This is a genomic window from Bradyrhizobium sp. USDA 10063 (genome assembly GCF_054063735.1).
In genome coordinates this window covers 158022-182584 of sequence record NZ_JBSSGP010000001.1, presented here as the reverse complement: position 1 = coordinate 182584, position 24563 = coordinate 158022, and the positions used below count along the sequence as shown (strand labels likewise).

General features: G+C 62.7%; 25 protein-coding genes and 4 pseudogenes. 12 read left to right on the top strand and 17 right to left on the bottom strand.

The features are described 5' to 3' along the window. The first annotated feature begins 52 nt into the window (after window positions 1-52). Window positions 53-313, top strand: coding sequence for a WGR domain-containing protein (locus ACVJGD_RS00865; protein WP_456632617.1), 261 nt, complete (start codon window positions 53-55; stop codon window positions 311-313). A gap of 105 nt (window positions 314-418) precedes the next feature. Next, the gene (locus ACVJGD_RS00860; protein ID WP_456632616.1) at window positions 419-706 is read left to right on the top strand and encodes an HU family DNA-binding protein; all 288 of its coding nucleotides are present in this window, start codon (window positions 419-421) and stop codon (window positions 704-706) included. Between the two features lie 34 nt (window positions 707-740). On the opposite strand, the gene ACVJGD_RS00855 is transcribed toward ACVJGD_RS00860, so the two are convergent. The 5 genes from ACVJGD_RS00855 to ACVJGD_RS00835 all read right to left on the bottom strand — a co-directional run bounded on the left by ACVJGD_RS00855 (window position 741) and on the right by ACVJGD_RS00835 (window position 3598). Beyond that, window positions 741-881, bottom strand: a complete 141-nt coding sequence (locus tag ACVJGD_RS00855) for a hypothetical protein (RefSeq protein ID WP_456632615.1) — start codon at window positions 879-881, stop codon at window positions 741-743. 61 nt (window positions 882-942) lie between these two features. Further along, entirely contained in the window at window positions 943-1254 is a 312-nt protein-coding gene (locus ACVJGD_RS00850; protein ID WP_104464661.1) for a DUF736 domain-containing protein, read from the bottom strand. A 428-nt stretch (window positions 1255-1682) separates the two neighbouring features. Then, window positions 1683-3014 carry an IS1182 family transposase gene (locus ACVJGD_RS00845; protein ID WP_456632614.1) on the bottom strand — a complete coding sequence of 444 codons (1332 nt, stop codon included), beginning with the start codon at window positions 3012-3014 and terminating at the stop codon, window positions 1683-1685. A 72-nt stretch (window positions 3015-3086) separates the two neighbouring features. Continuing rightward, entirely contained in the window at window positions 3087-3209 is a 123-nt protein-coding gene (locus tag ACVJGD_RS00840) for a hypothetical protein (RefSeq protein WP_456632613.1), read from the bottom strand. Window positions 3210-3415: 206 nt separating this feature from the next. Then, window positions 3416-3598: a hypothetical protein gene (locus tag ACVJGD_RS00835; protein WP_456632612.1), complete on the bottom strand. Its 183-nt coding sequence runs from the start codon at window positions 3596-3598 to the stop codon at window positions 3416-3418. 151 nt (window positions 3599-3749) lie between these two features. On the opposite strand from ACVJGD_RS00835, the gene ACVJGD_RS00830 reads away from it, so the two are divergent. Then, window positions 3750-3950 (top strand): hypothetical protein, encoded by a 201-nt coding sequence (locus ACVJGD_RS00830; protein ID WP_456632611.1) that lies wholly within the window; start codon window positions 3750-3752, stop codon window positions 3948-3950. A 90-nt stretch (window positions 3951-4040) separates the two neighbouring features. Here the strand turns inward: ACVJGD_RS00830 and ACVJGD_RS00825 are convergent, their stop codons facing one another. The 5 genes and pseudogenes from ACVJGD_RS00825 to ACVJGD_RS00805 form a co-directional block, all read right to left on the bottom strand. Further along, window positions 4041-4322 (bottom strand): hypothetical protein, encoded by a 282-nt coding sequence (locus ACVJGD_RS00825; protein ID WP_456632610.1) that lies wholly within the window; start codon window positions 4320-4322, stop codon window positions 4041-4043. A gap of 633 nt (window positions 4323-4955) precedes the next feature. After that, window positions 4956-6188, bottom strand: a complete 1233-nt coding sequence (repC, locus tag ACVJGD_RS00820; RefSeq protein WP_456632609.1) for a plasmid replication protein RepC — start codon at window positions 6186-6188, stop codon at window positions 4956-4958. A gap of 264 nt (window positions 6189-6452) precedes the next feature. Then, window positions 6453-7469, bottom strand: coding sequence for a plasmid partitioning protein RepB (gene repB / locus ACVJGD_RS00815; RefSeq protein WP_028343029.1), 1017 nt, complete (start codon window positions 7467-7469; stop codon window positions 6453-6455). Further along, complete coding sequence (gene repA / locus ACVJGD_RS00810; RefSeq protein WP_456632608.1) at window positions 7469-8695, bottom strand: plasmid partitioning protein RepA; 1227 nt, start codon at window positions 8693-8695, stop codon at window positions 7469-7471. The genes repB and repA overlap by 1 nt, the downstream gene beginning before the upstream one ends. A gap of 476 nt (window positions 8696-9171) precedes the next feature. Then, a pseudogene (locus ACVJGD_RS00805) lies at window positions 9172-10261 on the bottom strand (hypothetical protein). Window positions 10262-10404: 143 nt separating this feature from the next. Between ACVJGD_RS00805 and ACVJGD_RS00800 the strand changes: the two are divergent. Together ACVJGD_RS00800 and ACVJGD_RS00795 are read left to right on the top strand one after the other, a co-directional pair. Next, window positions 10405-10650: a type II toxin-antitoxin system VapB family antitoxin gene (locus ACVJGD_RS00800; RefSeq protein ID WP_028343033.1), complete on the top strand. Its 246-nt coding sequence runs from the start codon at window positions 10405-10407 to the stop codon at window positions 10648-10650. Continuing rightward, window positions 10650-11045, top strand: coding sequence for a type II toxin-antitoxin system VapC family toxin (locus ACVJGD_RS00795; protein WP_028343034.1), 396 nt, complete (start codon window positions 10650-10652; stop codon window positions 11043-11045). The genes ACVJGD_RS00800 and ACVJGD_RS00795 overlap by 1 nt, the downstream gene beginning before the upstream one ends. A gap of 405 nt (window positions 11046-11450) precedes the next feature. Here ACVJGD_RS00795 and ACVJGD_RS00790 read toward each other — a convergent pair whose 3' ends face one another. Continuing rightward, on the bottom strand, window positions 11451-12332 hold the full coding sequence (locus tag ACVJGD_RS00790) for a TniB family NTP-binding protein (protein WP_456632607.1): 882 nt from the start codon (window positions 12330-12332) through the stop codon (window positions 11451-11453). Then, complete coding sequence (locus ACVJGD_RS00785; protein WP_456632606.1) at window positions 12322-13926, bottom strand: Mu transposase C-terminal domain-containing protein; 1605 nt, start codon at window positions 13924-13926, stop codon at window positions 12322-12324. Before ACVJGD_RS00785 ends, ACVJGD_RS00790 begins: the two co-directional genes overlap by 11 nt. Before the next feature lie 127 nt (window positions 13927-14053). Between ACVJGD_RS00785 and ACVJGD_RS00780 the strand changes: the two genes are divergently transcribed. From ACVJGD_RS00780 to ACVJGD_RS00770, 3 genes and pseudogenes are all read left to right on the top strand, one after another. Further along, on the top strand, window positions 14054-14413 hold the full coding sequence (locus ACVJGD_RS00780) for a hypothetical protein (protein WP_456632605.1): 360 nt from the start codon (window positions 14054-14056) through the stop codon (window positions 14411-14413). Window positions 14414-14660: 247 nt separating this feature from the next. Beyond that, window positions 14661-15788: an RHE_PE00001 family protein gene (locus ACVJGD_RS00775; protein ID WP_456632604.1), complete on the top strand. Its 1128-nt coding sequence runs from the start codon at window positions 14661-14663 to the stop codon at window positions 15786-15788. Window positions 15789-16068: 280 nt separating this feature from the next. After that, window positions 16069-16226: pseudogene (locus ACVJGD_RS00770) on the top strand (helix-turn-helix domain-containing protein); the annotation flags it as partial. A gap of 21 nt (window positions 16227-16247) precedes the next feature. Here the strand turns inward: ACVJGD_RS00770 and ACVJGD_RS00765 are convergent. Both ACVJGD_RS00765 and ACVJGD_RS00760 read right to left on the bottom strand, forming a co-directional pair. Further along, the gene (locus tag ACVJGD_RS00765) at window positions 16248-16628 is read right to left on the bottom strand and encodes a DUF5615 family PIN-like protein (protein ID WP_456632603.1); all 381 of its coding nucleotides are present in this window, start codon (window positions 16626-16628) and stop codon (window positions 16248-16250) included. After that, the gene (locus ACVJGD_RS00760) at window positions 16625-17197 is read right to left on the bottom strand and encodes a DUF433 domain-containing protein (RefSeq protein WP_456632602.1); all 573 of its coding nucleotides are present in this window, start codon (window positions 17195-17197) and stop codon (window positions 16625-16627) included. Before ACVJGD_RS00760 ends, ACVJGD_RS00765 begins: the two co-directional genes overlap by 4 nt. Before the next feature lie 243 nt (window positions 17198-17440). Here ACVJGD_RS00760 and ACVJGD_RS00755 point away from each other — a divergent pair, with 243 nt between their 5' ends. Next, window positions 17441-17605 (top strand): helix-turn-helix domain-containing protein, encoded by a 165-nt coding sequence (locus ACVJGD_RS00755; protein ID WP_456632601.1) that lies wholly within the window; start codon window positions 17441-17443, stop codon window positions 17603-17605. Here ACVJGD_RS00755 and ACVJGD_RS00750 read toward each other — a convergent pair. Continuing rightward, window positions 17581-17803, bottom strand: a pseudogene (locus tag ACVJGD_RS00750) (hypothetical protein); the annotation flags it as partial. The gene ACVJGD_RS00755 and the pseudogene ACVJGD_RS00750 overlap by 25 nt on opposite strands. A 190-nt stretch (window positions 17804-17993) precedes the next feature. On the opposite strand from ACVJGD_RS00750, the gene ACVJGD_RS00745 reads away from it, so the two are divergent. From ACVJGD_RS00745 to ACVJGD_RS00735, 3 genes and pseudogenes are all read left to right on the top strand, one after another. Continuing rightward, window positions 17994-20429, top strand: coding sequence for a TOTE conflict system archaeo-eukaryotic primase domain-containing protein (locus ACVJGD_RS00745; RefSeq protein ID WP_456632600.1), 2436 nt, complete (start codon window positions 17994-17996; stop codon window positions 20427-20429). Between the two features lie 290 nt (window positions 20430-20719). Further along, on the top strand, window positions 20720-21034 hold the full coding sequence (locus ACVJGD_RS00740) for a type II toxin-antitoxin system PrlF family antitoxin (RefSeq protein ID WP_456632774.1): 315 nt from the start codon (window positions 20720-20722) through the stop codon (window positions 21032-21034). Further along, window positions 21031-21147, top strand: a pseudogene (locus ACVJGD_RS00735) (type II toxin-antitoxin system YhaV family toxin); the annotation flags it as partial. The gene ACVJGD_RS00740 and the pseudogene ACVJGD_RS00735, both read left to right, overlap by 4 nt. A 215-nt stretch (window positions 21148-21362) precedes the next feature. Here the strand turns inward: ACVJGD_RS00735 and ACVJGD_RS00730 are convergent. Further along, window positions 21363-22895 carry a TniB family NTP-binding protein gene (locus tag ACVJGD_RS00730; protein WP_456632599.1) on the bottom strand — a complete coding sequence of 511 codons (1533 nt, stop codon included), beginning with the start codon at window positions 22893-22895 and terminating at the stop codon, window positions 21363-21365. A gap of 1 nt (window position 22896) precedes the next feature. After that, on the bottom strand, window positions 22897-24507 hold the full coding sequence (locus ACVJGD_RS00725; protein WP_456632598.1) for a Mu transposase C-terminal domain-containing protein: 1611 nt from the start codon (window positions 24505-24507) through the stop codon (window positions 22897-22899). Window positions 24508-24563: the final 56 nt, after the last annotated feature.

The window sequence follows — 24563 nt, the reverse complement described above, 5'->3', positions numbered from 1 at the left end:
CGATTCATAAAACTCATTGGACGGCGCTTGCGAAGGGAGCAAGAATCCGTCCGTGCCGAAACCCGAACCAGAACCGCTTCATCTGCGCCGCATCGATGCCGCTCGCAATATGCGGCGGTTTTATGCGCTATCTACGCAGCCGACCTTGTTCGGAGAAATGTCGCTGGTCCGCAATTGGGGCCGGATCGGCACGAATAGCCAGACGATGGTGCAGACCTTCGATGGCAGTGCAGAGGCGGTCGACGCCTTCGCACGGCTGGAGCGTGCCAAGCGGAGGCGCGGTTACGCTGCAGCGGACGGAAACCTGTCATAGTCTGACAATTTTCGGGGACCGCGGCTCCGCCTGTGATGTCGGCTCTATCTGTTCCACTGCTTTGATGTCAGACGAGCAAAATCGAAACAAGATGGAGCTCGTCTCATGACGACTGCCAATGAGATCGCCGAAAAGATTGCAGCCGAGAACGACCTGACAAAGGCTCAGGCGAAAACCATCGTCGACAGCGTGTTCAAGGCGATCGCTGATGCGGCCGTAAGAGGAGCCGAAACGAGCCTTCCCGGATTCGGCAAGTTCAAGGTTAAGGATAGCCCCGCCCGTGAGGGCCGCAATCCGTCGACCGGCGCAACGATTGCGATCGCAGCTTCCAAGAAGCTGACCTTTACGCCGGCCAAAGCCATCAAGGATGTTCTCAACAGCAGCGGTCCCTAGCGACGGTGCGACGTAAGACGCAAGACGAGGGGGCTTATGCCCCCTGCTCGGCTGCGAGCGCTTCGTTGCGTTGGCGGATGAGTTCAACCAGCTCGCGTTCGAGCGCCTTGCGCTCCGCCGGAGTGAATAGGCATTCGCGCAGCTCGGCGCGCAATTCTTCAATGGTGTCGATCATGATCGCATCTCCTGTCGAAGGGAGCAGACCCCGCCTTACGGCGGAGCCCGCTGGCTGAGCTTCAGTCCCGGTTCGGCCGGGACCAGATCAGCTGGAGGCCCTCGGCACCCTCGACCTCCGTCAGGGTGGCGTAGATCGGAGCGGGGAAGCTCGGATCGTCCAGCTTGACGGAGAGGTAGTCGCGCTCGGTCTCCTTGGCGGTCTTCTGCCAGGCCGCACCCAACTCGACGTTGCCCGAGTAGATGCGGAAGTGCGGTCCCTTGTCGGAAGGATTTTCGACGCGGATCAGCTTGGCCTTGACGTTGAGGTTGAGCGTCTTGATCGCGCCGGAGAAGCCATTGCCTGTGGAGGTAAAGGTGCCGATGGTAGCCATTGTCTCATTCCCTTGGTTTTCCCGGGCCGCGCCTATCGCGACCTCGATGGCGGTCGTGAGACCGGAGGCGATCGACCTGCACCCAGAGGGCCGAAATGAAATGGAGGACGGCCGGCAGCGACTTTCTTGAACCGCGAGGAATGGCGCGCAGCGCCAGGGGAAGAAAGTCGAGGACGGACGTTGCGGGGACAAGATCGAGAGCCCGCGAAGCGGGATCGGCCTTCGGTCAGACCAGCCTCTATCGAGGACGCAGATGGGTGCGCCCGTCGCGAAAACAGATGGAATGAAGACTGGCGGTCCTAATCGGTTCAGCCATTCGGCTCTCAAGGCAACGGGCGTAGCAGCAAAACGCAGTTCACCTTAAGCAGGCCACCTAGGAGCCTGTCCAGTTAGCTCCGAGAAGGCGGTTTTATCCTAATGATAGCGGCTCATGCGGCCCTCGCCAGCTTGACGAGGTTGTGAGCGGTGCAGATCAGGGCCCATTCGGCCGTCACTTTGTCGATGCCGCGCAGCAGGCATTGCCTGAAGCCTCTCGCCTGTTTGATCTGTCCGAACACGGGTTCGACGATCTGCTTACGCAAGCGGTAGCGACTTCGGTAGCCGGCGCGCTTGAGCTTGGTGCTCATCCTGGCGATCAGCGATCCGGCTCTTGAAGCCGTTTTCGCGGTGGCGGACTGGGTGCCGTGCTGCTGCCTTCCGGTGGCGATGTAGCCCGCGATGCGCCGCCGCTTGATCGTGCGAAGATTGGCGGCGGAGCAGTAGCCGGCGTCGGCCGACACTTCGTCGGGATTGGTCCCCAAATTGGCCCTGATCCCGTCGAGCAACGGCGCCAGTTGCGCCTGATCGCTGGAGGAGCTGGTCAGCGTCTGCGCCACGATGATCTGATGGGCACCATCGACCGCGGCCTGGGCGTTGTAGCCCTGGATGTAACCGTCCTTGGTCTTCAGGATGCGGCTCTCCGGGTCGGTGAAATTGCGTTGCGCCTTGCCGTCGGGCTCGGTTTGCGTCGGCGTCTTGCCGCTCTTCGTGCGGCCTTTGGCGAGGCGACGCGCCTCGGCCCGCGCCTTGCGCTCCGCCTCGGCTGCAGCCTTGGCTTCGGCCTCCAGCGCGGCCTTGGCCTCGCGGATCTTCTCAAGCCGCTGCTGCTTGTCGGCCACCCAATCGGGCATTTCGTCGCCACGCTGGGCGCCGTAGCGCTTATCCTCTTCCGCATCGGCGGCCTCGGCGGCCTTGAGCCAGCGATCGACCTCCGCTGCAAGCTCCGCTTCCCGCTTCTTCATGCGATCGTAGCTCATCGCCTTGTGCTTGGACGCGTTCGCCTTGATCTTGGTGCCGTCGAGCGCAACGTGTCCGAGCTTCACCAACCCGGCCTTCTCGGCGAGCTTCAACACCTGCACAAACAGCTCAGCCAGCGCCTTAAGGTGCCGCCGCCGGAACTCCGAGATCGTGCGGAAGTCCGGCGGCTCGCCTGCCACGATCATCATGAAATCCGCCCGCTCCACCGTCGCCCTGGCGATCCGCCGCGACGAGTAGATGCCGCTCGCATAGCCGTGCAGAAGCAGCGCCGTCATCATCCGCGGATCAAACGGCGGCTGACCCAGCCCACGCCGGTAGCTGCCCAGGATCGCCGATAGATCAAGGCTTTCCCTGACCAGCGACACGATCAACCGCGAAACGTGGTCTTGCGGCACATAATCCTGCACGCTCGGCGGCAGAAGCTGGGCCTCATCGATCTTCCAGGGGCGAAATTCCGTGCTCATGGCTACGTAACGAATCAGACTCGCACCCTCTTGACCAGTCACTACTCAGACAGGCTCCTAGGCGCCGTGTCATCACTGGCAATGGAGATCGTCGCTGTCAGCAATATCGGCAGGTCTGTCGAAGTCGCCGATCGCCAGATCGATGACGAATCTGCCGACGTACTCGACATGTGGATGCAGCCTCGCCTTTCGCATCCAAGCGGGCCACCGCCCAGCGAGGCGCCAAGCAGACGTTCGAATCGATGGACATGCCGGCCGCCCACTCCGCGGCGGCTCCGCCGGCTCGCGCGATGGAACGAAGCTCAAAGTGCGAGTTGCAACGTCACAGCATTGCAGTTGGCTTGTGAGCATAATCGGTCCTCGGCAGCACTTCGGCGGCCGGGCTCGATCTCGATTGGACGCTATTTAGCCGGCGGCCGCAGCGGGCTATCCGCCCACTTTCGAGCGGCAGGGTCGTGCAGCGGATCGTCCTCGCAGGCAAGGCAAACATAGCGCGGCCGCCCATCGGCGACATCGTCGGGAATGGCCGTCATTGCCTTTCCGCACGACGGGCACAGCTTGCGGCTCGAATTTAGCGCAGCCATCGATTTTTTCCTGCCGAGCGCAGCTTGTTTCATGCGAGCCGCGGGCACAAGCGGTAAGCGCCGAAATCTCTCCGGGTGTGTCTCGCTCGTTTGACGCGCAGCCCGTCAAGAGTGAAATTGAGCCTTTCAGTGAAGTTGCGGGGGTGGCGTCGTGGAAGATTTCTACAGGGGCTTCGCGCAGCGGGCGCGCGATTTGGCCGAGAATGCGGACCCGTTCACCAGGCGGCGGCTGCTCGACCTGGCCCAACGATACGACCTGAAGAGCAAACCAGGATCCGGAGGCGGTCGGTCCATCCCGCCGCCGCGTGCGACGCCGCCGACCGTCCTGTTTTCCGGGTCCGGCGAAGCTTAACGACTCCTATCCGGGCGAATTGGCTCGCGACGTTGTTCACCGCGATCTAGCCGTTGCGACCTCAGTCGTCCACGCCCTCAGGGCGCAGAACTATGTCGGATTGAAATTCGACGGCATGGGGATATGCGCCCACATGATCGGTTCTTTGTCGATCGCGCTTCCACCGCGGCTCATCACCCACATGCCGCGTGCGCGGCCTTCCGGATAATTACCGGTCCATACGTCTCCATCCTCGGAAAGATAAAGGATCACTTCATAACTGTGGGGCTCGTGGACCATCGGTAACCAATCGAGCCATGGTTGGGACATCGGATGCGACATGCTGTTATGTTCCTGGCTTAAAAACGACGCGCTGGTTTGCGCTCGATCCAATCTGTAATCCCGTTCGCCCGCAAGATCAGATCGACGACGCGATCCGGCTCAGTCGTTCCTTGTCCTTGGACGTAGCGAGTCTCGAGGACCTGCGAAATAGCTGGCTACACCTGGGCGCGTTCGGCGAGCGCGGCACACTCCGTTTCGATCTCCTCCACTTTCTCGTCTTCTCCCGTTTCGCCTCGTCGAGGGCCACCTCCACCCTTACCTTTCTCGCGATGTGCGCGCCCTTTCGTCCAGTGACGCCTCCTGGGCGCGCTCGGCCTACCGCCGGGGGGTTTTCCTTTCAGCTCCGCGTTCGCGAGCCTTCTCATCAATCTTGCTCGGCCCGTTCGCAGCTTTGGCCTGACGTTTCTTGAGACACCGTCGCGATCCTCGCAGGCCCGGTCCGACGGCAGGGCGGCGTGCTCGGTAAAACGACCACTCGATCCGACCGGCCGCCGGCGCACGACGCCCGGGTGCGCAATCGTCGCACGGACGATCTCAAGGTCGCCAGTCTCCGGCTCGGCGCCCTGATGAAGAAATTGGATTTGACGCAGCAACCAAGGCCCCATCAAATCCGACCTCAACCGCAAGCTAAGACCACGATGCGCCGGCCCGAGGCGGTGGCGCACAGAGACGCTTACCCATCCGTCAGGCCGTTCGTTTTTCGTGGCGCTGGGAGTTGATCTGCGACATCAGGATCGGCCCAAGAGAAAACTCTCCGACCTCCGCTTTCCGCGTCAGCCCGCGCAAGTAGCCGCCAGCTGATCTGATCGTGGTGCCACGCTGCAGGATGCAGGCGACGACGACCGCCGCTTGCATTTCACCCAAGACGGTTTGCGCCTCCTCCCAGGCGCTCGGGCTGATCCCCAGCATTGATCTCACAACGGCCGCGGTGGCGAAGAAATCGCGCCAGTTTGAAATCCCGCCCTTGGCATAGTGGACGATGTCCGGGCAGGCACTCAGGACCATTCCCAACGAATACGAACCCTCGGCGACTCGCGCTGGTTGAGGTTTAGGCTCAGCTCCCGCCGCCCTGCCTTCTTGAAGGCTAGGTTCAAGTTCAATTAAGGCATTGGTATTTGAATTCTGTATGTGGCGCTCAGAATGGGACTCATTGGCGCTCGGATTCTTCGATTTGATGTGTGCTTCCAGAAGATTGAGGACATCGTCAGCCAGTTGCGACAACTCGTCGGCGATCGGCTCGAGCTCCTGGCGGGTCGCGGTGCGTGAAATCTGGGCAACCATTGCGCGGAAGGCGGCATGCACCTCCTGCCAATCGGCGGGCCCCTGCCCTGCCCTTCGCGTCGGGACGCCTTCCTCGATGCCGGTTGCAATCATCTTCGCGATGTCGCGCCGGCACAGCGTGATGCGTTCGCGCACCAGTTTAAGTGCGCGCGCTTCCGCTTCGATATCGGCCGCCAGGCTCTCGAACTCTTCCGAGCGCACGACAAGCGGTGACAGATCGAAGCCGAAGGCGAGCTCGATTTCGCCGGCAACGTCCTTCCGCGCGTATCGCTTGCCATTTGGACTATCGCGCCGAACGATCAGTCCCGCGTCGACCAGCACAGCCAAGTGACGCCGCAGCGTCGATGCCGGCATGCCGTGCGCCCGCCGACTGAGCTGATGGTTCGACGGGAAGACGATCAGATCATCCTCTCCTGTGAGCGCGGTCTCAGGATGAAAAGTCAGGAGCGCATTTAACACCGAGAGCGAGCGCTCCGACACGCCAAGGCGCGGCCGTGCCGTGCAGATGGCGTGGAAGATCTTCCACTTGTGCACGATCTTTTCGGGGGGGCGTTCTGTTGCGACCATTTGGCTTGCCACATGGGCAAGCGTCAACGATCGCCGCCCAAAGGGCGTCGTTGGAGAGTGTGACTGCATGTCTTTGCCTCATGCGGGCAAAGAAAATCTGCTCGCCAAAACGGCGCCGTCGCTAAAGACGCTTGACTGCGATTCGCGAAAGTGATTCTCTGTCAGTCGCCAAACGTGACGAGAGAAGGCTTTCGGACGGAGACGTTCCGGGGGCCTTTTTTCTTTTTCCGCTATGCTCCTGTGGTTAGAGGACGGAAACGCAGGTACGCATCGCGCCGCCCGACCTTGAGAGGTCCCGGCGGCGCCATATCCAAAGCAGCAAGACGCGCGATGTCACTCATCGGTGCGCCCCTCCCGAAAAGATCGGTAGAGTTCCGGCAGCCGCGAAATCACGAAATCTCCAAATGCTGGTGCGGCCTTTTCATCGAGCGCTAGAGTTACGCGATCTGCGCGACGTTCGATCTTGACGATCTTCTTGCCATCGTCATCAGCCCAAGTGGTCGGCCGTGGAGTTTTGGGCTTGCGAGGCGCGAGTGCGGCGAACACGATTGCGAAACGATCATCGGAGGTCGCACGCACGAAACGATCGCTGGCCACGGTGTCAGCTAATGACTTTTGATCGTGGCGCCCCGCCATCCGCTCTGCGAGTTCCATCCAGCGCCGACGCCCTGTTTTCGGCGCCGGCCCGATCGCGTCAATCAAGCTGCGTGGCAAAGCTCGGCAGACGGAGATGAGGCGCGAGAGCTCTGTCTTGTCGACGCTGAGCGCCGCCATGATGATCTCACGCTTGAACCCACGATCCTCAAGCGCGGCGCCATAACTTGCCCGCTCAATGAAGGACAGATCCTCACGCTCGCCATTCTCTTTTCCCTGTGCGACCACCAGATCTTCGTCGCTAAGGTCACGGACCACAGCTCGCGCGGGATGGCCAAGCTCAGCAAGCGCACGGACCCGGCGATGGCCATAGGCGATCTGAAACCGTCCTGGGCTGGTCGGATGTGGGCGAAGAAGGATCGGAACCAATTGCCCGTTGGTACGAATTGATTCAACGAGAGCAGCGTGCTTTTCATTCACGCCGGTCATGCGATCCGGAACGATCGAGGCATCGATTAATCCTGGATCGATTTCAACGACGGCCTGTCCGGTGGTGAGTTGTTCGGTCAGGGCCTTGGCGGCATCGCGCTCCGCGGACAACATCTCGAGCGAACGGCTCATAGCGCCGACTGCCCCGCGCGATCCGAGTGTTGGTTGTGATGGTCTCCGATTGTCGCCGGGCTCACCTGACAGCGGTTCGTTGACCGCGGTCAACTTGTCGTCCAAGAGGTCAGCAAGCAGGTTTTTGCGACCCATTAGGCCCTCCCCCATGCAGCCTGGATGAGGCTTTGAATTTCACCATTGACGCTGTCTAGCGATTCCATCGCGCGGTCGTAGGTAGCGCGTGTGAACTGATCGCGGCTGACCTCATAGAGCGTTTGTTTCGTGATGCCGGCGTCCGAGATCGCCGTACTTTTCAGCATCATATTGGTGACCATGCGATCACCGAATAGCGAGCGCATGAAGCCGACCATTTGGGCCTGCGGTCCATCACCGGGCTCATAGCGGGTGACGAGATAGCGCATCCAGTCGTAATTCATATTGCCACCCGCCTTGGCGACGACGGCAAGGAGGTCGGATGTCATGATCAGGAATTGGCACATCGACATGACATCGAGCATTTGTGGATGCACGGGAATCAGAATTGCGGTTGCCGCACAGAGCGCGGAGAGCGTGAGAAATCCAAGCTGAGGCGGACAATCGATCACGACGACGTCGTAACGATCCTGGACAGTGGCGAGAGCACGGGCAACGCGGGCGAAGAACAGTGGATCACCCGACTGGCGCATAGCCAACGCTTTCGGGGTTTCATGCTCGAATTCCATCAGCTCGATATTGCCGGGGACGATGTCGAGCCCGAGAAAGTATGTCTGCCGAATGATCTCACTCAGCTCCCGGCGCGCATCGTCGTAGCGGATGGCGCCGTAGAGAGTTCCGTTTTCCTCGACGTCAAACTCTGGCTGATAGCCGTGCAGTGCGGAAAGCGAGGCCTGCGGATCGAGATCGATCGCGAGCACCCGATATCCTTGCAGCGTGAGATGTTGAGCGAGGTGCGCCGCGGTGGTGGTCTTGCCTGATCCACCCTTGAAATTAACGACGCCGATGACTTGCAACTGTTCGCCCTCGACGCGATGCGGTCGGTATCGGCGCGCGCCCTTGCCTGATTCATCGAGATACGCTCGAAGGCTCTGAATGTCCTCGAATGTGTACGACCTTCGACCCGATGGACTGGTATCAGGCTGGGGGCCCCTCCCCTCCAGTGACAATTGGCGGAGATAGCCGTCATTAATACCGACGAGCTTAGCAACTTCGCCAGATGTGAGCCGGCGGAGATTCTTACGGGCTTTTGGCGGGAACAGCTTCATTCGGTGTGCATGAAGCTTCGCGGAGAGTTCCCGCGCGTCGGCAGCGATCGTATCATGGATCGCCGAGGGCGCGGCCAATGGAGCTCGCGCTATCGCTTGTTGGTCGTTCGGGGCCACGGCTTTCTCGCGTAGTTACAAATTTCGGGTGCGCGACGCGCGCAAAGCGTGGCTAGTACGCCCGATTCTAAGCGATAGCGCAACAATTAAAGGGTAAACGAATCCTTAACGGTCATTCGAGGTTGCAAGCGCGCCAATGGAGAAGTTGACCGCGGTCAACTTCTCCTGGTCCACCGCCGCCCTCTCCTGCAGTTGCCCCCAAGACTCCGCGACAGACCGCCAAAGTTGACCGCGGTCAACTTTCTCAAATTGGGCCGAATCGACCTTCCGCGACGGGCTGGGTGACCAAGGCTTCCTGCCCTTCAGCCGGTGCAAGGTCCCATTCGCGCCAAAGCAAAATATTGTGGGCCTGCACGTATCGTCGATGAAGCCGATCGTGCCGATTCATCGGGAGTGAGGACGCATCAAGCTGCGGTGGGCGCCGGCTTTTGGTTAAGCCAGCGAGAGCGAGGTACGGTCGCCCGCGGGCGGCGCCGTCAAAAGCCGTAGCTTCGATCCGCCCAGCGCAGCAGCACGCGAGCGTCGGGATCGGGCAGACGAACGCGCTGTGCCTTCAGACCTTGCGCTATCGCCAGGCCGATGTCGGGATCAACCCAATGGCCATGGGTCATCAGAAAGAACCAACCGAAGGAAAGGCCGACCTCGCACGGCCTCAATCCGATCCATCAGCAGATGTACCGAAACATCCGATGCCATGAGAAGCCGCTCCTTCGGATGCTTCAGCGGCCGGGGGATGAAACCGACTTCGCGCTCGCCCTTGTGGGTATAATCACGAACATCGAGCGCCCAATGCTCAAACACGCTCTGCGGCCTGGCGGTCGATTCCTCCCAATCTTGAAAGAAGCGCACCTCCCGCGGCACGTAGTTGAACCAGTCGGGGACCGCTTCGAGGAAGGGCGTTTCCCGCGTTCCCTGCGGTCCGACTTCGCGGATCACGCGCCGCTCCATCTCGGGCCGCTGGGCCTCCCGCTTATCGCGCTCGACGCGACTGCAGCGATCGAGGAAACTGCGGATATGGACGAATGCGCCGCCGGCGCGGTCGAGCAGGCGGTAGACCGGGCCGGCGAGGCGGTCCGTCTCGGGGAGGGACTGTCGGTGCCAGCTGGGATCGAGCAGTTCCTCTTCGCCCCAAGGTCGATAGTCCGGATTGACGATCGGACCAGCGCGCCACTCCACTTCTCGGCCAAGTGCGATCTGGATATAATCGGCGGTCCCGGGTCCGGTCGGGGCGAAGGCGAAGGCGAAGGCGCTGGTCCCGCGCCACTCGGTGATCTGCAGATCCGTGTCTTTCAGACGCGTCCAGAGCGCCTTGATATCCCCGCCATCTTTGGCGAGTTCGGCCGTCATCCACTGCCGCAACTCCCCGACGCGGGTGCCGTCGGGCCGAATGACCGACCGGGTATCGCGCCAGTAACCATCGTCGACCCGGGCGAGGCTGAAATCGAATCTCGGGAAAGCCGCGACGAGCGCGGGGATGAGATCCGCGTCGACCGAGGCGGGATCGAGCCCTGCCAGGACAGCCTCGATTGAGGCGGCATCGGGAAGTCGAAGAGGGATGGCGCTCATAGAATGTTAACCATAAAGAATCCAAGGCCTCTGTGCGAGATTTTACAAGTTTTCCAGCGAACTTGGAGAGAATCCCGCGGCCTTCACGCGGTGTATCCGGAATGTTATATAAGGATACACGATATGCGCTAGAGGAGCGCCCCATGGCCTTCCATATCAAGAATCCGGAGACCGACGCGCTGGCCCGCAGGGTCGCGGCGCTGAAGAAAATCGGACTGACCGAGGCCGTGCACACGGCACTCGCCCATGAACTTGAGCGCGAGCAGGGCAAGCCGTCATTAGTCGATCTGGGCGTCCAGTTTTGTCGCGATTTGAAGGCAAAGGGCAATCCGCAGAACGGCAAGCCTGCTGACAAGGCGTTCCGCGACAGCCTGTACGAGGATTCCTGATGTTCATTGACGCTTCGGCGCTCACCGCGATGCTGACCGACGAAGACGAGGCGCGCGAGTTGCTGGCGCGCGTGCAGCAAAGCACAACCCGGCTGACTTCGCCGCTGGCCGTGTGGGAGACGGCGATTGCCATCGCCCGCGTGCTCGATCTGCCGATCGCCGCGGCGGCCGAAGCGGTCGAGAGTTATCTCGCGCTTATCGAAATCAAAATGGTGAACGTTGCGCCCGAAACAGCCCGCATCGCGCTCGACGCCTTCGACCGCTTCGGCAAGGGCCGACACCCGGCGCGGCTCAATTTCGGGGACTGTTTCGCCTACGCCTGCGCCCGATATCTTGGCGAGCCGTTGATGTTCAAGGGCGCCGATTTTCCGCAGACCGATATCGAGGCGGCCTGACAAGCGCTACTTTCGAAGCGAGCCTGAGCGTGGCAGAAGTAATGAACATTGATTCGCGGCGAGGCCACCGAATCTGCGCTGGGAAGCCAGCCCGATAGCCGTGACAACAGTCGACTGTTTGGCGCCGACCGGCGACTAACGTTGCTTGAGGTCGCCGAAATTCGTTGATTTGCGACCCGAAATTCAATTCTGGGCGGTCCGGAACCCACATCGCTATGACGGAAGCGAAAGTCGTGTTAGCTTCCGTTTCGCTGGTTCTCATTAAGGTTATCAGGACCTTGCTGCCCACCTACAAAATCCCCAATCCGCTACCCTGGGACCAGCTCATCGGTGTCGCGTTGACCTTTATTCCGCACCATCGCCCGAGCACTGACCCTTGACGTGCAACATCAAGCGCAGGATCCCTCAAGCAACTAAGGTACGCTCAAACAGGCTGGGCCGCCAGCACTCGATATGTTGATCCACGATCCGCTCCTCGCCCGACTGGATGGCTTCGACCGCGAGATCTCCCATCATCTCAAAGATTCGGGCGGTGTTGCCCCGGGTCAGCCTGATTATGACCTTGAGGGCCTCGGCGCTCAGCGTCGACGGCGCCCGCAACGGCAAGGTCTTCAACACGGTCGCAATCAGCGCGGCGAACTCACCGTCGAGGTCCCAGGGACCAAGTTCCGAAAGGCCGAAGCGGCGTGCCAGCTGCGGATCGCCGGCAAACGCCTCGCGCGCATCGTGGGTGCCGAAGCAAACAAAGGAGATCATGAGCTCGTTGGAAAGGTACCGCAGTTCGGCCAGCATCCTGCGCTGCTCCCGGAAGCCGCCGGCCAGCAAGTTGTGCACCTCGTCGAAGACGATGACCTTCACTTCGAGATCGCGGAGCAGCCGCAACACCTGCATCTTGGTCTCGAACATCGAGCGGCCAACACCGTGCCGCACCCCCAGAGTTTCCAGCAGCGTCAGATACAAGATGCGCTGGGTGACGCCTGGCGGCATCTGCATCGAAAGCACCGGCATCGTGGTGCGGCCACGGTCGCGGCCGAGCTCCGGGGGATGCAATCTAGCAAACTTCCGATCGATCTGGGTCTTCCCGATTCCGGCTTCACCCAGGACCAGCAGGCTCGGCATACGCCAATTGCGCGGATGCGCCAGAATGCGCTCCATCTGATTGAGAATGATTTCGGCTCTTGGATAAGAGATCCAACGGTCGGACCTCACCTCTCGCAGGCGTGCCTCGTCACTAGCATCCGCAAGAAAGCCGCCCCGCAAGCGCTCGTCAGCCGCGCTATTTGTCATGAATGACCTCCACGTCGAAGAGGCGCAAGGAAGGATCGTCGGTATTGATCGCGCCGATCTGCGGACGCGATCTCTCGGCCGGCTGCGCGGTCGCGGGAGGGCGACGGACAACTTGCCGGCGCGCCTCCTTGGTACTGCGCCGCGCCGCGTCTTCAACAGCGCGTTGCGCCTCAATCGTTTCGAAGATCAGCGCTTCGTTCAACTCGGCGCGACCCTGCGCCCGCAGCCGGCCGACCGCGCGGCGATGCTCCCACAGACAGATCGGCGGCCGGCCGAGATCCCGGAAGGGGGCCTCGACAAATTGCCCCTGCGGGCGGCGGACATAGATCCGCGACAAATCGCGGGGATCATAGCGAACTTCCAGCCGAACATCGCTCCGCCCGGGGAGGTCGCCAAGCGCGTCCGACCAGTAGTGAATTCCGAACAAGCGCACCCCGTCGCGCCGGACCATGCGTCGCTCCATCGGCAGCAAACCGACAAAGAATGCCATGCGGTTCTTCGGCAGCGACAACGCCAATCCACGCGCGCGCTCCTCCCAGAGCGCGATCGGAGGGCGCGACAGACCAGCGTGAATCCGCTGGTGGTAGACACCAAGAATCTCAAGCAGCATCCACCGCTCAAGTTCCCCAAGTGTCATCGCTGCTTGAGCCTCGGACGGATAAGCCCCTTTCGCGATCGCGTTAGAAAAGGTCGTGCCCGGCAACAGATGCACCGCGCCCATCTGCGTTCCGATCAGCCTTTCCACATGGCCGCCGAAACGCGGCTTGCCGATTGGCCGATAGACGATTTGAATGCCGTGGTCTTGCAACGTGCGCGTGAAGGCGCTCGCATGAAACTCTCCGGCATTGTCGACATGAACCACACGAGGCAGCCCAGAAACCGGCCAGGGAAGGCTAACGCCGCGCGCCGTAAGCCAAGCCTCCTTCTCGAACACGGACTGGGAGAGACAGACACCTGCTCGCAACACCGACGGCTCATCGAAGCCAAGATAAAAGCCAGTGACCATGCGAGTCGCTACGTCGATCGCGAAGGTCGCCACCGGTCGCCCGACCGGCCTGCGATCGATGTCATCGACAACGATGACGTCGACAACCGTATGATCGAGTTGCACGACGGCCAGTGGTTCATCGATGCCGTAGTGACCAATCACCGGTTCGCAGCTGGCCGCGGCGGCTGCTCCCTCGCGGCATCGAAGCCGTTTTTGGAGATCAATCGCCTCAATCCGGCGCCGCACAGTGCGCCATGCCGGCTTGCTCATGCCGGCCCGGCAGGCCTCGGCCTGAATCCGCTTCACCACCGCGGCAAGACTTGGCGCCTCGCTCGACAGATAGAACGTCTCGATGGTGCGCGTCACAAGCGCCTCGAGGGCTGGGGCCAGAATCTGCGCACCTCTGCGCCGACCCTTAGGGGAGGGCAACAAGGACGATGCGCGTTCATCGCTGCGAAAGCGCCGGCGCCAGCGGTAGAGGGTGCTGCGATCGACCCCGAGCAGCCGCGCCGCTTCGCCGAGCGTCAGTTCACGCCGGCCGTCGGCGTCCGCAACCGTGCGTCGAAGGATAGCGGCCCTATCGCAGGCCACCTGCCAACCGACCACATCATAAGGCTCGGACATCGGCGCCGCTCACCTTCGGCGCCCCCGCAGCAGACTCGCGCCATCATGTCTCCGTGTCGAGCCAGATCGATGCGATCGCGCTCATCATCAACAGAAATGCGATAGCGAAATGAGCGTCCCATATCGCGTCGCCGCCGAGATTGCAGCGAGCCCTGCGTTCGAGCGGTCCAACGACGCCTTACTGCGGCTCGACGAGCGCCTCAAATCCAGCCCGCTTAGCGAGGGATTTGCGTCGCGCGCCGATTTCCACGAGGCCTGCGCCACGCGCTGGATGCAAGGAGAGCTTGTACACCTTGAAGATTTGGTGCTGCTCGACGCCAATACCAACCGCCGCATGGTCGATCAGGAGACCAGCCATGCCTGGACGATGGTGAGGGTGCGCCGCGTTGCGCGGCGGCAGCCCATTCAATGGTTGATGTCCGACGAAGGCATTTTTAATGGCAATGCCACCCGCCAGCGACACACGTAACCCACTGAAATCGCCTCATCCGACGTTGCAGATTTAACGGCAGCTCGACATCTCCGGCCCGCTTGTCGCTTTCCGTTAGCGATTTCAATTTGCAACGCTTAGCGGAAAATCGGCGCACGCTTTTCCGCTCGCGATTTCAGCGGGCGTCCGACAGCGCTTTGATCCAACAGGTATTTCGACCCCGGACCTTCGGAACCCTCGGAAAGACCGTCATGACCGATCTTCACCATTCCAGACCGGCCTCGCGATGCCCCCCTTGAGCGCCCGCCTTCCCGATCCCCTGCCATGGCGCGAGCTCGCCCGACCGCTCGCCCGTGCCGAAGACGCACTGGCGCGTCTCGACGAACGGTTGCGAACGAGCCCGATCCGCGACGGCTGGATCGCGAGAACCCACTTCGCCGACGCGGTCGCCGCGTTCTGGCTCGAGGGTGAGCTCGTCCATATCGAAGACCTCGTGCTGCACGACGCCGGCATGGACATCCGCGCGCCCACCCACGAACTCACGCGCGCCCATACGGTGTTGCGTGCGCGCCGGCGCATCGCCGACGCCGCGCCCGGTTGGGCTCTGTCGCCCACCGGTCTCGAGGCGCTGCGACGCAGGGCAGGGGAGTCCGACCCAAAGCATCCCCAGGTCGAATACCCGGAGCCCGAGGCCGACGAGGCGAAGCCAGCGTTCGAGCCGCCGCTCGCCGAGGACCGCGAATTTGCCGAATTGTTCGCCTCGGTCGACGCGGCCATTGCGCAGGCCGACAGAACCCTCGCCAGCGAACGGCGGCTCCCGGCGGCGCCGGCCGGCGAGCGCGATCCGTTCGTTTACGACCTCGACTGGGACGAGGACGCGCGCCTCGTGCAATGGCGGGCCATTGTCGACGAGACCCGCGATATGCCGCCGACCCTCGCCGCTGCGATCGCCCACGAGGCCTGGAGCGCGATCGAGCCGCTGCAGCGCGCGCCCGGCCTCGGCCGCCTGCTCGCCGCCGCTGTGCTGCGCGACCGCGATAAGACCCGCGCCCATTTGCCGTGTCTGGCCGAGGGCGCGAAAGCAGTGCCGCGGGAACGCCGCCGGGCGCGCGACGCGACGACGCGTCTCGTCGCCGAGCTCGAAACCATCGCCGCGGCGGCGGAAGAGGGCCTCAAGCAGCATGACCGCTGGCTCCTTGCCCGCACGCTGCTCATCCGAAAACTCGACGGCCGCCGCTCCACCTCGCGGCTGCCCCAGCTGATCGAGTTCGTGATCTCGCGACCGCTGGTCTCGGCCGGCATGATCGGCAAGGCGCTCGGGATCACCCCACGCGCCGCGCAGAACCTCGTCGCCGAACTCGCCTTACGTGAGGCGACCGGAAGGGGACGGTATCGGGCGTGGGGCGTCTTGTGAGCGCGCGGGATCCTGCTCCCTTCGCGCCGGCGCCCCGCGACGCGTCGGGCGTCGTCTTCGATCAGGTCGCCGGACTCTTGCGTGCGCCGTCGTCGGCGCCGCGACGCGTCGAGCGCGAGCCGCGGCGGACGGCGCAACCATAGGCCGCCAGCAAAGCCGCGAGGTCGACGCCAGCCGGTTGCGCCCGCGCAGACTGCGGCAATCACTGATGCTGATCGACGAAATCCACGAAACGCCCGATCAACCCGTCACGGCCGCCTCCGGCCAGGGTCGGTCGACGGCGCTGGTCGACGACGTGCTGATCCGGCCGATCGTCTCGGCCGGCATGATCGCGGCGGAGCTTAAGATCACGCCCGTGCGGCCCAAAACCTCGTCGTCGAGCTCGGCCTGCGCGAGGGGACCGGGCGGGGACGCTATCGGGCCTGGGGGATTTTGTGAAGCGGCCGAAATCGCCGCGCATCACGGCAGCGGGTCGATCCGGATGTCGGCCGCGCGCGTGATGGTCAGCACGGAATTCACGAGTAGGTCCTGCGGACGTTCGCCACCAGCGTCGGTGAGGTGCGCGATCACAATGGCCATCAGCCGTTGCGCCTCGTCGCGAGCGACCGACGGCAAAATGATCAGACCGGGGTGAACATCGACGCTGGCGGCGAGCTTTCTGAAATCATCGGCGTTTTCGGTGACGACGATGCGGTCTTCCTCAATAGCGCGCGCGAAGACGACGTGATCGGGATCGCGCAGCCGACCGCGATCGCGCGGATGGATCGCATCGTGCAGGCCATCCTGGTTGAGATGTTGGCTGAGCGAGGGCGAAATGCACTCGTCGATGAAGAACTTCACGCCACCGATCCCCGGTGGCGCAGCACCGGGCGGCCAACTTGCGGATGGGTTTTCGCGTAGAGGAGGGCCGCCTCGAACGCCCCGCGCGGGATATCGGGATAGTCCTCCATCAAGGTCTCAATCGTGTCACCAGACGCGAGGCGACCATGAATCGCGCTCACGGTCAGGCGCGTGCCCTTGATGACGGGACGCCCACCCTGGACGCCCTCGGCAACCTCGATGAAGGCATCCCGGGCCGCAGCATAGCGCTCCGCGCGCTCGACCGCGTCGCGGGTCAGGGAACCGACCCGTAGGACCACGGCTGGCGCGACCTCGATCTCGGCCGTCTTCAGGGCGGAAGGCGACAGCGCGGCCAGTTTGCGCGCGACGAGCTTCTTGTCGTTGACGGTGAGCCGTCGGCCGAGAGACTTCACCGCCGCGGCAAGGGCAACCGCATGCAGCGGCAGCAGCCGGCGGCTGGCACCGCGCCCCGCACCAAACACCTTCTGCTCGAGCGCCTTTTCCACGACTGTCTTCGAGGTCTCGGCCAGAGCAGCGACTTCATTGGGGGTTAACAGGGCAGCATTCATAATTAACTCCTTGCCAGGAATGAATTATAGGCTAAGAGGGGAGAATTCAAGGGGCCCACAGCGCAGACCTCCCGGAGGTAAGGACCACCGCACGAGCGCCGAGGGCCGTGCAATGCCGCAGGGCGGCTTGCAGGCAGCCGAGGCGATCACCGCCGCCACAGCCGAGCTAAGGACCACGACCGCTGGCTGAAGACGAGAAACCTACTCGCGAGCAAACTCGCCGAGCGCCGGCGCACCTCCCAGTTGCCGTGGCTGCTCGGCTATGTGCTCACGCGCCCGATCGCCTCGACCGGCATGATCGAAGTGGAGCTCGGGGATCACGCCACGCGCCGCCGAGGAGCTGGTGGCTTGGTTCGGCCTGCGCGGGCGACCGGACGTCGGCGCTATCGGGCATGGGGCATTCTATGACTGAGCACGCCGCAAACGCGGTCTGTCGTTTTCAGCAGTATGGGCGTCGCTGAGCTGACGGTCGAAGGATGAGATCGACGATGGCGTGGCGTACAGCCGGCAAGCTTGGCTGAGGCGGAGGTCCGTTGATTCTCTTTTCCGCCCCGATTGTGCGAGGCGACGGTGTTGCAGGAAGGCGTAGGCACCCAAGGTCCGCAAATGGATCGCCTCGGTCGATGACAACGCGCTGCGTTTGAGCGTGGCGACGCTGTTCGAGAAACGGCGCGGCGTCGAAATGCTGCCAAACTCGAACACCTTGGGCCTGCGTGACGCATGGTCCGCCTTAAACGGAGGTCGACTTTGGTCTATGTTGGCGTGCCACATGAACATTTAGGCGTGGGCTACAAGTTTGATCGAGAAGAACACTTCGGGGGAAATCGCACGCATTCGACGGCGGTTAGCTGATCTGAATGCAGAGCGGATGGGGCTTGAGCGTGAGTTGGAAGCGCATGAGCAAGAGCTGATCTCCGGTAGCCGTGCGGCCGAACGGCACGCTTTTGTCGATGCTCCTGTTACCAACAACTCGTCGTCTATCGAGAAAATCGAGTTGTTCCGGCGCCTATTCGCTGGGCGTCCCGACGTTTTCCCGGTGCGGTGGGAAAATAGAAAAGCTGGACGCTCCGGTTATTCCCCAGCCTGCTCCAACGAATGGGCGAAAGGAATCTGCGGGAAACCGAAGGTAAAATGTGGGGAATGCCCGCATCAGGCTTTCATTCCTCCATCCGAGGACATCATCGGAAGGCACCTTCGCGGCGGCGACGCCCGCACCGGTGACTTTGTCGCCGGTGTATATCCATTGCTCCAGGACGAAACATGCTGGTTCCTCGCCGCAGACTTCGACAACGAGGCGTGGGCGGAGGACGCCGGGGCGCTCCTGCAAACCTGCCGCGGCAGGGGCATTGCCGCCGCTCTCGAGCGGTCCCGATCGGGAAACGGCGGCCATGTCTGGATATTCCTCAGCGAACCAATCCCGGCGCGGATCGCGCGTCAGATGGGGGCGGCCCTGATCACGGAAACGATGGAGAAACGTCCCGAGATCGGCTTCTCCTCTTATGATCGGTTCTTTCCTAACCAGGATACGATGCCACTGGGTGGCTTCGGCAATCTGATTGCGCTTCCCCTCCAACGAAAAGCTCGCGAAGTTGGCAACAGCGTTTTTGTCGACAGAGATCTGCGACCTTACGACGACCAATGGGCCTATCTGTCGTCTCTGCTAAGACTATCAGCTGATGCGGCCTTCAGGATCGCTGGAGAGGCGGAACAGTCAGGTCGGGTTTTGGGCGTTCGCATGCCGGTGGACGACGAACATGCGGACGAGCCGTGGAAGATGTCGCCGTCACGCCGTAATGCGCCGCGGCGTATTGACGCTGCGATCCCGCCAAGCATCAGGATCGTGTTTGCCGATCAGGTTTACTTCGACAGGACGGACCTTCCGCCGGCCCTGATCGCGCAGCTTATTCGCCTGGCAGCGTTCCAGAACCCGGAGTTCTATCGCGCTCAGGCCATGCGGTTACCAACATTCGGCAAGCCTCGGGTTGTCTCATGCGCCGAGCTTTATGCGCAGCATGTCGCTTTACCTCGAGGCTGCCTCGAGGAAGCAATCGATCTAATCAAAAGCCATGGCGCCATTGTCCATTTGGAAGATCACCGCGAAATCGGCATGGCACTCCCTGCCGGCGTCTCCTTCCAGGGCGAGTTGCGACGGCCGCAGCTGGGGGCCTTCGAAGCTCTTGTCACCCACGAAAACGGCGTGCTTGCCGCAACGACCGCCTTTGGCAAGACGGTCGTCGCGGCGGCGCTGATTGCGTACCGTGCCCGAAACACGCTCATCCTCGTCCACCGACGAGAGCTGCTCAATCAATGGGTGGAACGTCTACGATCCTTCTTGCAGATAGACCCAAAGCAGATCGGCGTTGTTGGCGGCGGGAAAAGGAAGCCGACAGGCGTCATCGATGTGGCGCTCATCCAGAGCCTGGTACGCAATGGAGAGGTCGCTGATATCGTTGCCGATTACGGTCATCTGATTGTCGACGAATGCCATCACCTGTCGGCGGCGAGCTTTGAGCTTGTCGCGCGACGGTCAAAGGCGCGATACGTCGCTGGCCTGTCGGCGACCGTCGCCCGAAAGGACGGGCATCATCCCATCATCTTCATGCAATGCGGTCCCGTTCGCCATCGGGTCGATGCGCGTGTGCAAGCTGCCGAACGTGGTATCCGCCACCGCGCGCGCGATCGCTCGACGCGATTTGAATTGCCGTCGTCCTTGGCGCTGGCCGAACGCCCGTCAATGCCGGCGATCTATGCGGCCCTGGGGCAGGACAGTGGCCGAAATGACTTGATCTTTGATGATGTGCTGAAATCGCTGGAAGCCAAACGTTCGCCCATCGTTCTGACGGAGCGGAAGGATCATCTCGATTATCTTCAGCAGAGGTTCTCGCCGTTCGTGAAAAATCTTGTGGTGCTGCGTGGCGGCATGTCCGCGAAGGATCGCAAGCACGCCAATACGAAATTGAATGTTCCTGACGATGATGAGCGCCTGATACTCGCAATAGGTCGCTATATCGGCGAAGGCTTCGATGACGCCCGATTGGACACATTGTTCCTGACGATGCCGATCGCCTGGAAGGGCACCCTGGCGCAGTATGTCGGCCGTCTTCATCGCCAGCATGATGGCAAGAGAGACGTCTTGGTTGTTGACTATGTCGATAATACCGTTCCCGTTCTGGCCCGGATGGCAGCGAAGCGACGGGCGGGTTATCGCGCGCTGGGCTACGTGATCGAGTAGTGGCGCCGCTGAGAGCGGCGCGCCGCGCCTTGTCGTTGTCGTGGTCGTAGGGCTTGACGTTGGCCTGCGACGGGTCGATATCCACCCGACCAGCCCCTCACTGGCGTCATCCTCGCCGGAGTTCGCCTGCTGGCCTACGTAGCCTCGCCATCACAGGGCAGACCGCGGTCGCTGTTTTGTCTCGATCGCCCCCGGCGGGGTGGCTTGACACACAATGCAAATGCATCGCATCGGAAGGTACGGTATGCAACCCGGAGCCGGCCATGGCGAAAACGGCTGAAATTCTTTAAATCCCGGCCACCATCACCGAGCGTGGCCAGACGACTGTGTCTGCGGCGATCCGAAAGATGCTCGCTCTCGGCAAACGCGATCAGGTGGTGTTTCGCGGGCTTGCCGATGGCACCGTCGTGATCGCGAAGAAGGTCGCGCAGGTCGAGGATGGCGATCCCGTGATCGGCAAGTTTCTCGCATTTCTCGCGCGCGACATGGCGAACGGGCCGTCGCGGATTGGGCCGGTGCCGCGCTCACTCGCGTCCCGCGGCAAGGACCTGGTCAAGGACGTTAAGGTTGATCTCGACGCGCCGCTTGCGGATGACGAGGCGTGAGCGACGAGACGCTCGAAATCAACGGTTGGACGATCTACGCGCACCCGCTGTTTCTCGATCAGCTTGAGGCGATGATCTGCGCCGTCGAAAAATCGCATAAGAATGACCCACGCGAAGGTGATCGTGTTGGCCTGGTAAACGACAACACGACGTTGCGCGCCTATGAGAGCGGAGACGACGCCTCAGAGGCCCGCCACGTTGAGGAGACAAGCAGGCCTTCCGTGAAAGCACTACTCTCTGGAGAGAGCCTTTCGGCTTCTGATCACGAAGACAGGGCCGACGAGCAGCAGCACCAAGGTAGCGATTTGCCAGGCACGCCAGAAAATCGTCATTTGCGCCCAGCCAAACAATAGCTCGACAAAGGAGCCTCGCTCACAAGACGCCCCACGCCCGGTATCGTCCGCGGCCCGTCGCCTCGCGCAAGTCCAGCTCGGCGCGTCGCGAGCTCGCGTTTGAGCCGGGGATCCCGCAAGGCAACCGCCAGACTCTTGTGCAGGCCGGCGCCGCCGCCCCGACGCTTTGAGCGCGATCCGTCGCCAACGATGCGCGCATAGGCCGCCAGCAAAGCCGCGAGGTCGACGCCCGGCGGTTGCGCCCGCGCAGACCGCGACAATCGCTGATGCTGGTCGACGAAATCCACGAAACGCCCGATCAACCCGTCACGGCCGCCTGCGGCCAAGGTTGGTCGACGGCGCCGGGCGACAGCGTCGACAGACCCATCGTCGGCCCTTTGCGCGAGCCGCTCGAAGCAACGGATGCGCGCCGACGTCGACAGATTGGCGAGCGGCCGACCGACGCCGGCGACGGCGGGCGCGCGCAGCAGAAGCGCAACCCATTCGTGGATCGCCGGCGAACTCTTGGCGATTTCCGCCTTGCAGATATCGTCGATCGACCGTTCCAGCCGCCGCGCTACCGCCTCGACCGAAATCTTCGCGGCGCCGCGCAGATCGAAACCGCAGCGCACGCAGACGTATTGCGGGACCAATTCCGTCTGAGCGAAGGGAGCGATCCCGGCGCGGCAGGCGGGACATCGATCGCGCAGACCGCAGCCATGCGTGAAGCAGGAAATCCGCGACGCCAGTCGCCAGGACCGCCGAAAATAGGGAGCGCGATCGTCGGCAAGACACAAAGGGCAATACTGGATCCAGGTGGAGCGGCTCCGGTGCGCGGTCTCGCGCAAGGGCAGCCAAAGCGGCACCAACGCCCCATCCGATTCGAGACTGTCGAGCAACGTGAGGAATTCGTCGTGGTAGCGCCATCGCGGCGCCGCGAGCAGTTCGAACCGGCTCGCCATTTCGTCGGTCGCGTTGATGAAATCGTACACCGCGACCTCGCCGATCAGAACCGGCGATATGTCGAACTGGCGGCCGATCCGCCGTAGGAACGCCAGCACCGCCTCCACGTCGCGAGATCGGCCGCGCAGCGCGTTGTGGAACTCGTCGAAAATCAGGATTCTCGGCTTCAGGCCGTCGAGCAGATGATCGACCTGCTCGGCCTTGCGGCCGACGTCCCGGCTGTTTCCCGCCGGCGCCCGGAAGGCGCGCAGAATGCTCGCGTAGAAATGGGCGAGTCCTGCGCCCTCGCGGGTCTGGACCACCCACACCCGCTGCATCTCGTAGGCTTTCAAATGCGCGACGGCGAACCGTTCGGCGATCATCGTCTTGCCGTTGGCGTAGGGACCAACGAGCATCAAACCGCGCGTGCGTAAACTTGGCGACCGGGACAGCAATGCGTTCAGCCGCTCGAGCGCCTGCGTGGCGAGGTGGTGTCCGATCCATCGCGGCGCCTCGATGTAGGCGATCCGATCCTCCAGACTGCGGTCGAGATACGGGCGAACATGATCGAGCAGATGGTCGGCCATCTCACCAATCCTCGACGGGCAGCCGGCGCTTTTCGCGGGCCGGGTGCTCGGCGGGAACCTCCGACGCCATCGGGCACATGGCCTCATAGAGCTTGCTGGCCTCCGCCGCGTGAGTCCTGCGCACGGCGTCGCGCAGTTCGACCTTCGACGGCTTCGATCCGCCGACGATCTCGGCGATCTGGCGTTGAAATTTTACCTTCTCCGTGTCCGAGCGCGCGTTCGCGGCGCGGCGACGGGCGCGGTCGCCTTCGTGCTCCCACAGTGTCATCGACGCGAGTTGCCCATCGCGTCGTCCGACGGACCGAAACTCCCTCGTTTCCGGATCCCGGACATAGATGTGGCTGATGTCGCGAGGGTCGTACCGCACCTCGAGTTGGCCCAGACGGTCGCGCCGCGGGACCAGGCCGCCCAGCCACGGCGAATAATAGTCCACCGCGAACAGACTGACGCCTTGCGGCGAAAGCCGCCGCTCTGCTCCGGGCAGGAACGCCAGCACGACCCGCGCAGGGTCGTCCTCGAAACGCGGAAGATCCCGACCGCATTGCGCCCATTCCGCCGCCGGCGTCGTCAACGTCTTCGCATTCGGCTGCAGATTGTGATCGATCACGGCGAGCGCCACGCACCGCTCGAGGTCGGCGAAACTCAGGCGAGCGCGCCGCTCTGCGGGATAGCCGTCGCGGTCCGCCACGGATCGACCCGTCGACCCCGGGTGCATCGCGAGTACGGCGTTGAGCTTCCCGAGCAACCTTTCGATCACCCCGCCCTCGTGGACGCGACCGCGATCACGGTAGCGAATGCGGATGCCATAGTCCTCACACCCGCGCTGGAACGCGCGCCCTTTGAACTCTTTCGCGGAATCGGTGACGAGCAACCGCGGTCGCCCGAACATCGGCCAGCGATGCTCGATGTCGCGCGCGGCCAACCAATCCTCCTTTGGACACATCGCCTGCGCGAGGCACGGGGCGACGGACAACGCCGACGGCTTTTCGAGGGTCAGACAAAAGCCGAGGATACCGCGCGTCGCCACATCCGCGACGAGGGTCAGGTACGCCCGGCCAACAAAGACGCCTTCGCCCTCCACGAAGTGGATGTCCGTGGGCGTGTGATCGATTTGACAAACCTCCAGCGGCTTCGAGGCGCGGATATATCCGGGTCGCGGTTTGAGCCGCAGCAGATGCTTCGGGTTCGCCGACCGCTTCTTGGCGAGTTCCTCGGGGCTGAACAGCGCTGGAATGCGGCGGTCGACAGCGCCATAGGAGGGCGCGGCGAGCCCGGCCTCCTCGCAACGGGCGCGGATTTCGGTCACAACCGGCGCAAGCGGCGGCGCCTCCAGCGTCAGCCATTGCGCTCGCAAGGTCGCCGCGATGATGTCTTCGACTTCATGGTTGAGCCGCTTCTTCCTCGCGCCGTTTCTGCGCGGCAGCAGCGACGACACCCGCCGGTCGGCACGATAGCGCGCCAGCAAATTGTAGACTTGCCGGGTCGAGAGGCGCAGCTCCGCGGCCGCCCGATCGACCGCCGTTCGGTGCGAGTCCGCCTCATCGAGGATCCTGTCGAGTTCACGCGCAACGCGGCGCGCCGTCAGCCAGGCCTCGTCCGACGGCTGCGCCAACGCAGGGGCGGTCGTTCGGGTGTGTGGTCGGTGCGGCAAGTCGAGCGGACTGAAAT

Excerpts from the sequence above, each read along its gene's own strand:
- ACVJGD_RS00860 (WP_456632616.1), top strand. The coding sequence starts at position 419 with ATGACGACTGCCAATGAGATCGCCGAAAAGATTGCAGCCGAGAACGAC.
- ACVJGD_RS00855 (WP_456632615.1), bottom strand. The coding sequence starts at position 881 with ATGATCGACACCATTGAAGAATTGCGCGCCGAGCTGCGCGAATGCCTA.
- ACVJGD_RS00850 (WP_104464661.1), bottom strand. The coding sequence starts at position 1,254 with ATGGCTACCATCGGCACCTTTACCTCCACAGGCAATGGCTTCTCCGGC.
- ACVJGD_RS00845 (WP_456632614.1), bottom strand. The coding sequence starts at position 3,014 with ATGAGCACGGAATTTCGCCCCTGGAAGATCGATGAGGCCCAGCTTCTG.
- ACVJGD_RS00840 (WP_456632613.1), bottom strand. The coding sequence starts at position 3,209 with ATGCGAAAGGCGAGGCTGCATCCACATGTCGAGTACGTCGGCAGATTC.
- ACVJGD_RS00835 (WP_456632612.1), bottom strand. The coding sequence starts at position 3,598 with ATGGCTGCGCTAAATTCGAGCCGCAAGCTGTGCCCGTCGTGCGGAAAG.
- repC (WP_456632609.1), bottom strand. The coding sequence starts at position 6,188 with ATGCAGTCACACTCTCCAACGACGCCCTTTGGGCGGCGATCGTTGACG.
- repB (WP_028343029.1), bottom strand. The coding sequence starts at position 7,469 with ATGGGTCGCAAAAACCTGCTTGCTGACCTCTTGGACGACAAGTTGACC.
- ACVJGD_RS00800 (WP_028343033.1), top strand. The coding sequence starts at position 10,405 with ATGGCCTTCCATATCAAGAATCCGGAGACCGACGCGCTGGCCCGCAGG.
- ACVJGD_RS00795 (WP_028343034.1), top strand. The coding sequence starts at position 10,650 with ATGTTCATTGACGCTTCGGCGCTCACCGCGATGCTGACCGACGAAGAC.
- ACVJGD_RS00790 (WP_456632607.1), bottom strand. The coding sequence starts at position 12,332 with ATGACAAATAGCGCGGCTGACGAGCGCTTGCGGGGCGGCTTTCTTGCG.
- ACVJGD_RS00780 (WP_456632605.1), top strand. The coding sequence starts at position 14,054 with ATGAGCGTCCCATATCGCGTCGCCGCCGAGATTGCAGCGAGCCCTGCG.
- ACVJGD_RS00775 (WP_456632604.1), top strand. The coding sequence starts at position 14,661 with ATGCCCCCCTTGAGCGCCCGCCTTCCCGATCCCCTGCCATGGCGCGAG.
- ACVJGD_RS00760 (WP_456632602.1), bottom strand. The coding sequence starts at position 17,197 with ATGAATGCTGCCCTGTTAACCCCCAATGAAGTCGCTGCTCTGGCCGAG.
- ACVJGD_RS00730 (WP_456632599.1), bottom strand. The coding sequence starts at position 22,895 with ATGGCCGACCATCTGCTCGATCATGTTCGCCCGTATCTCGACCGCAGT.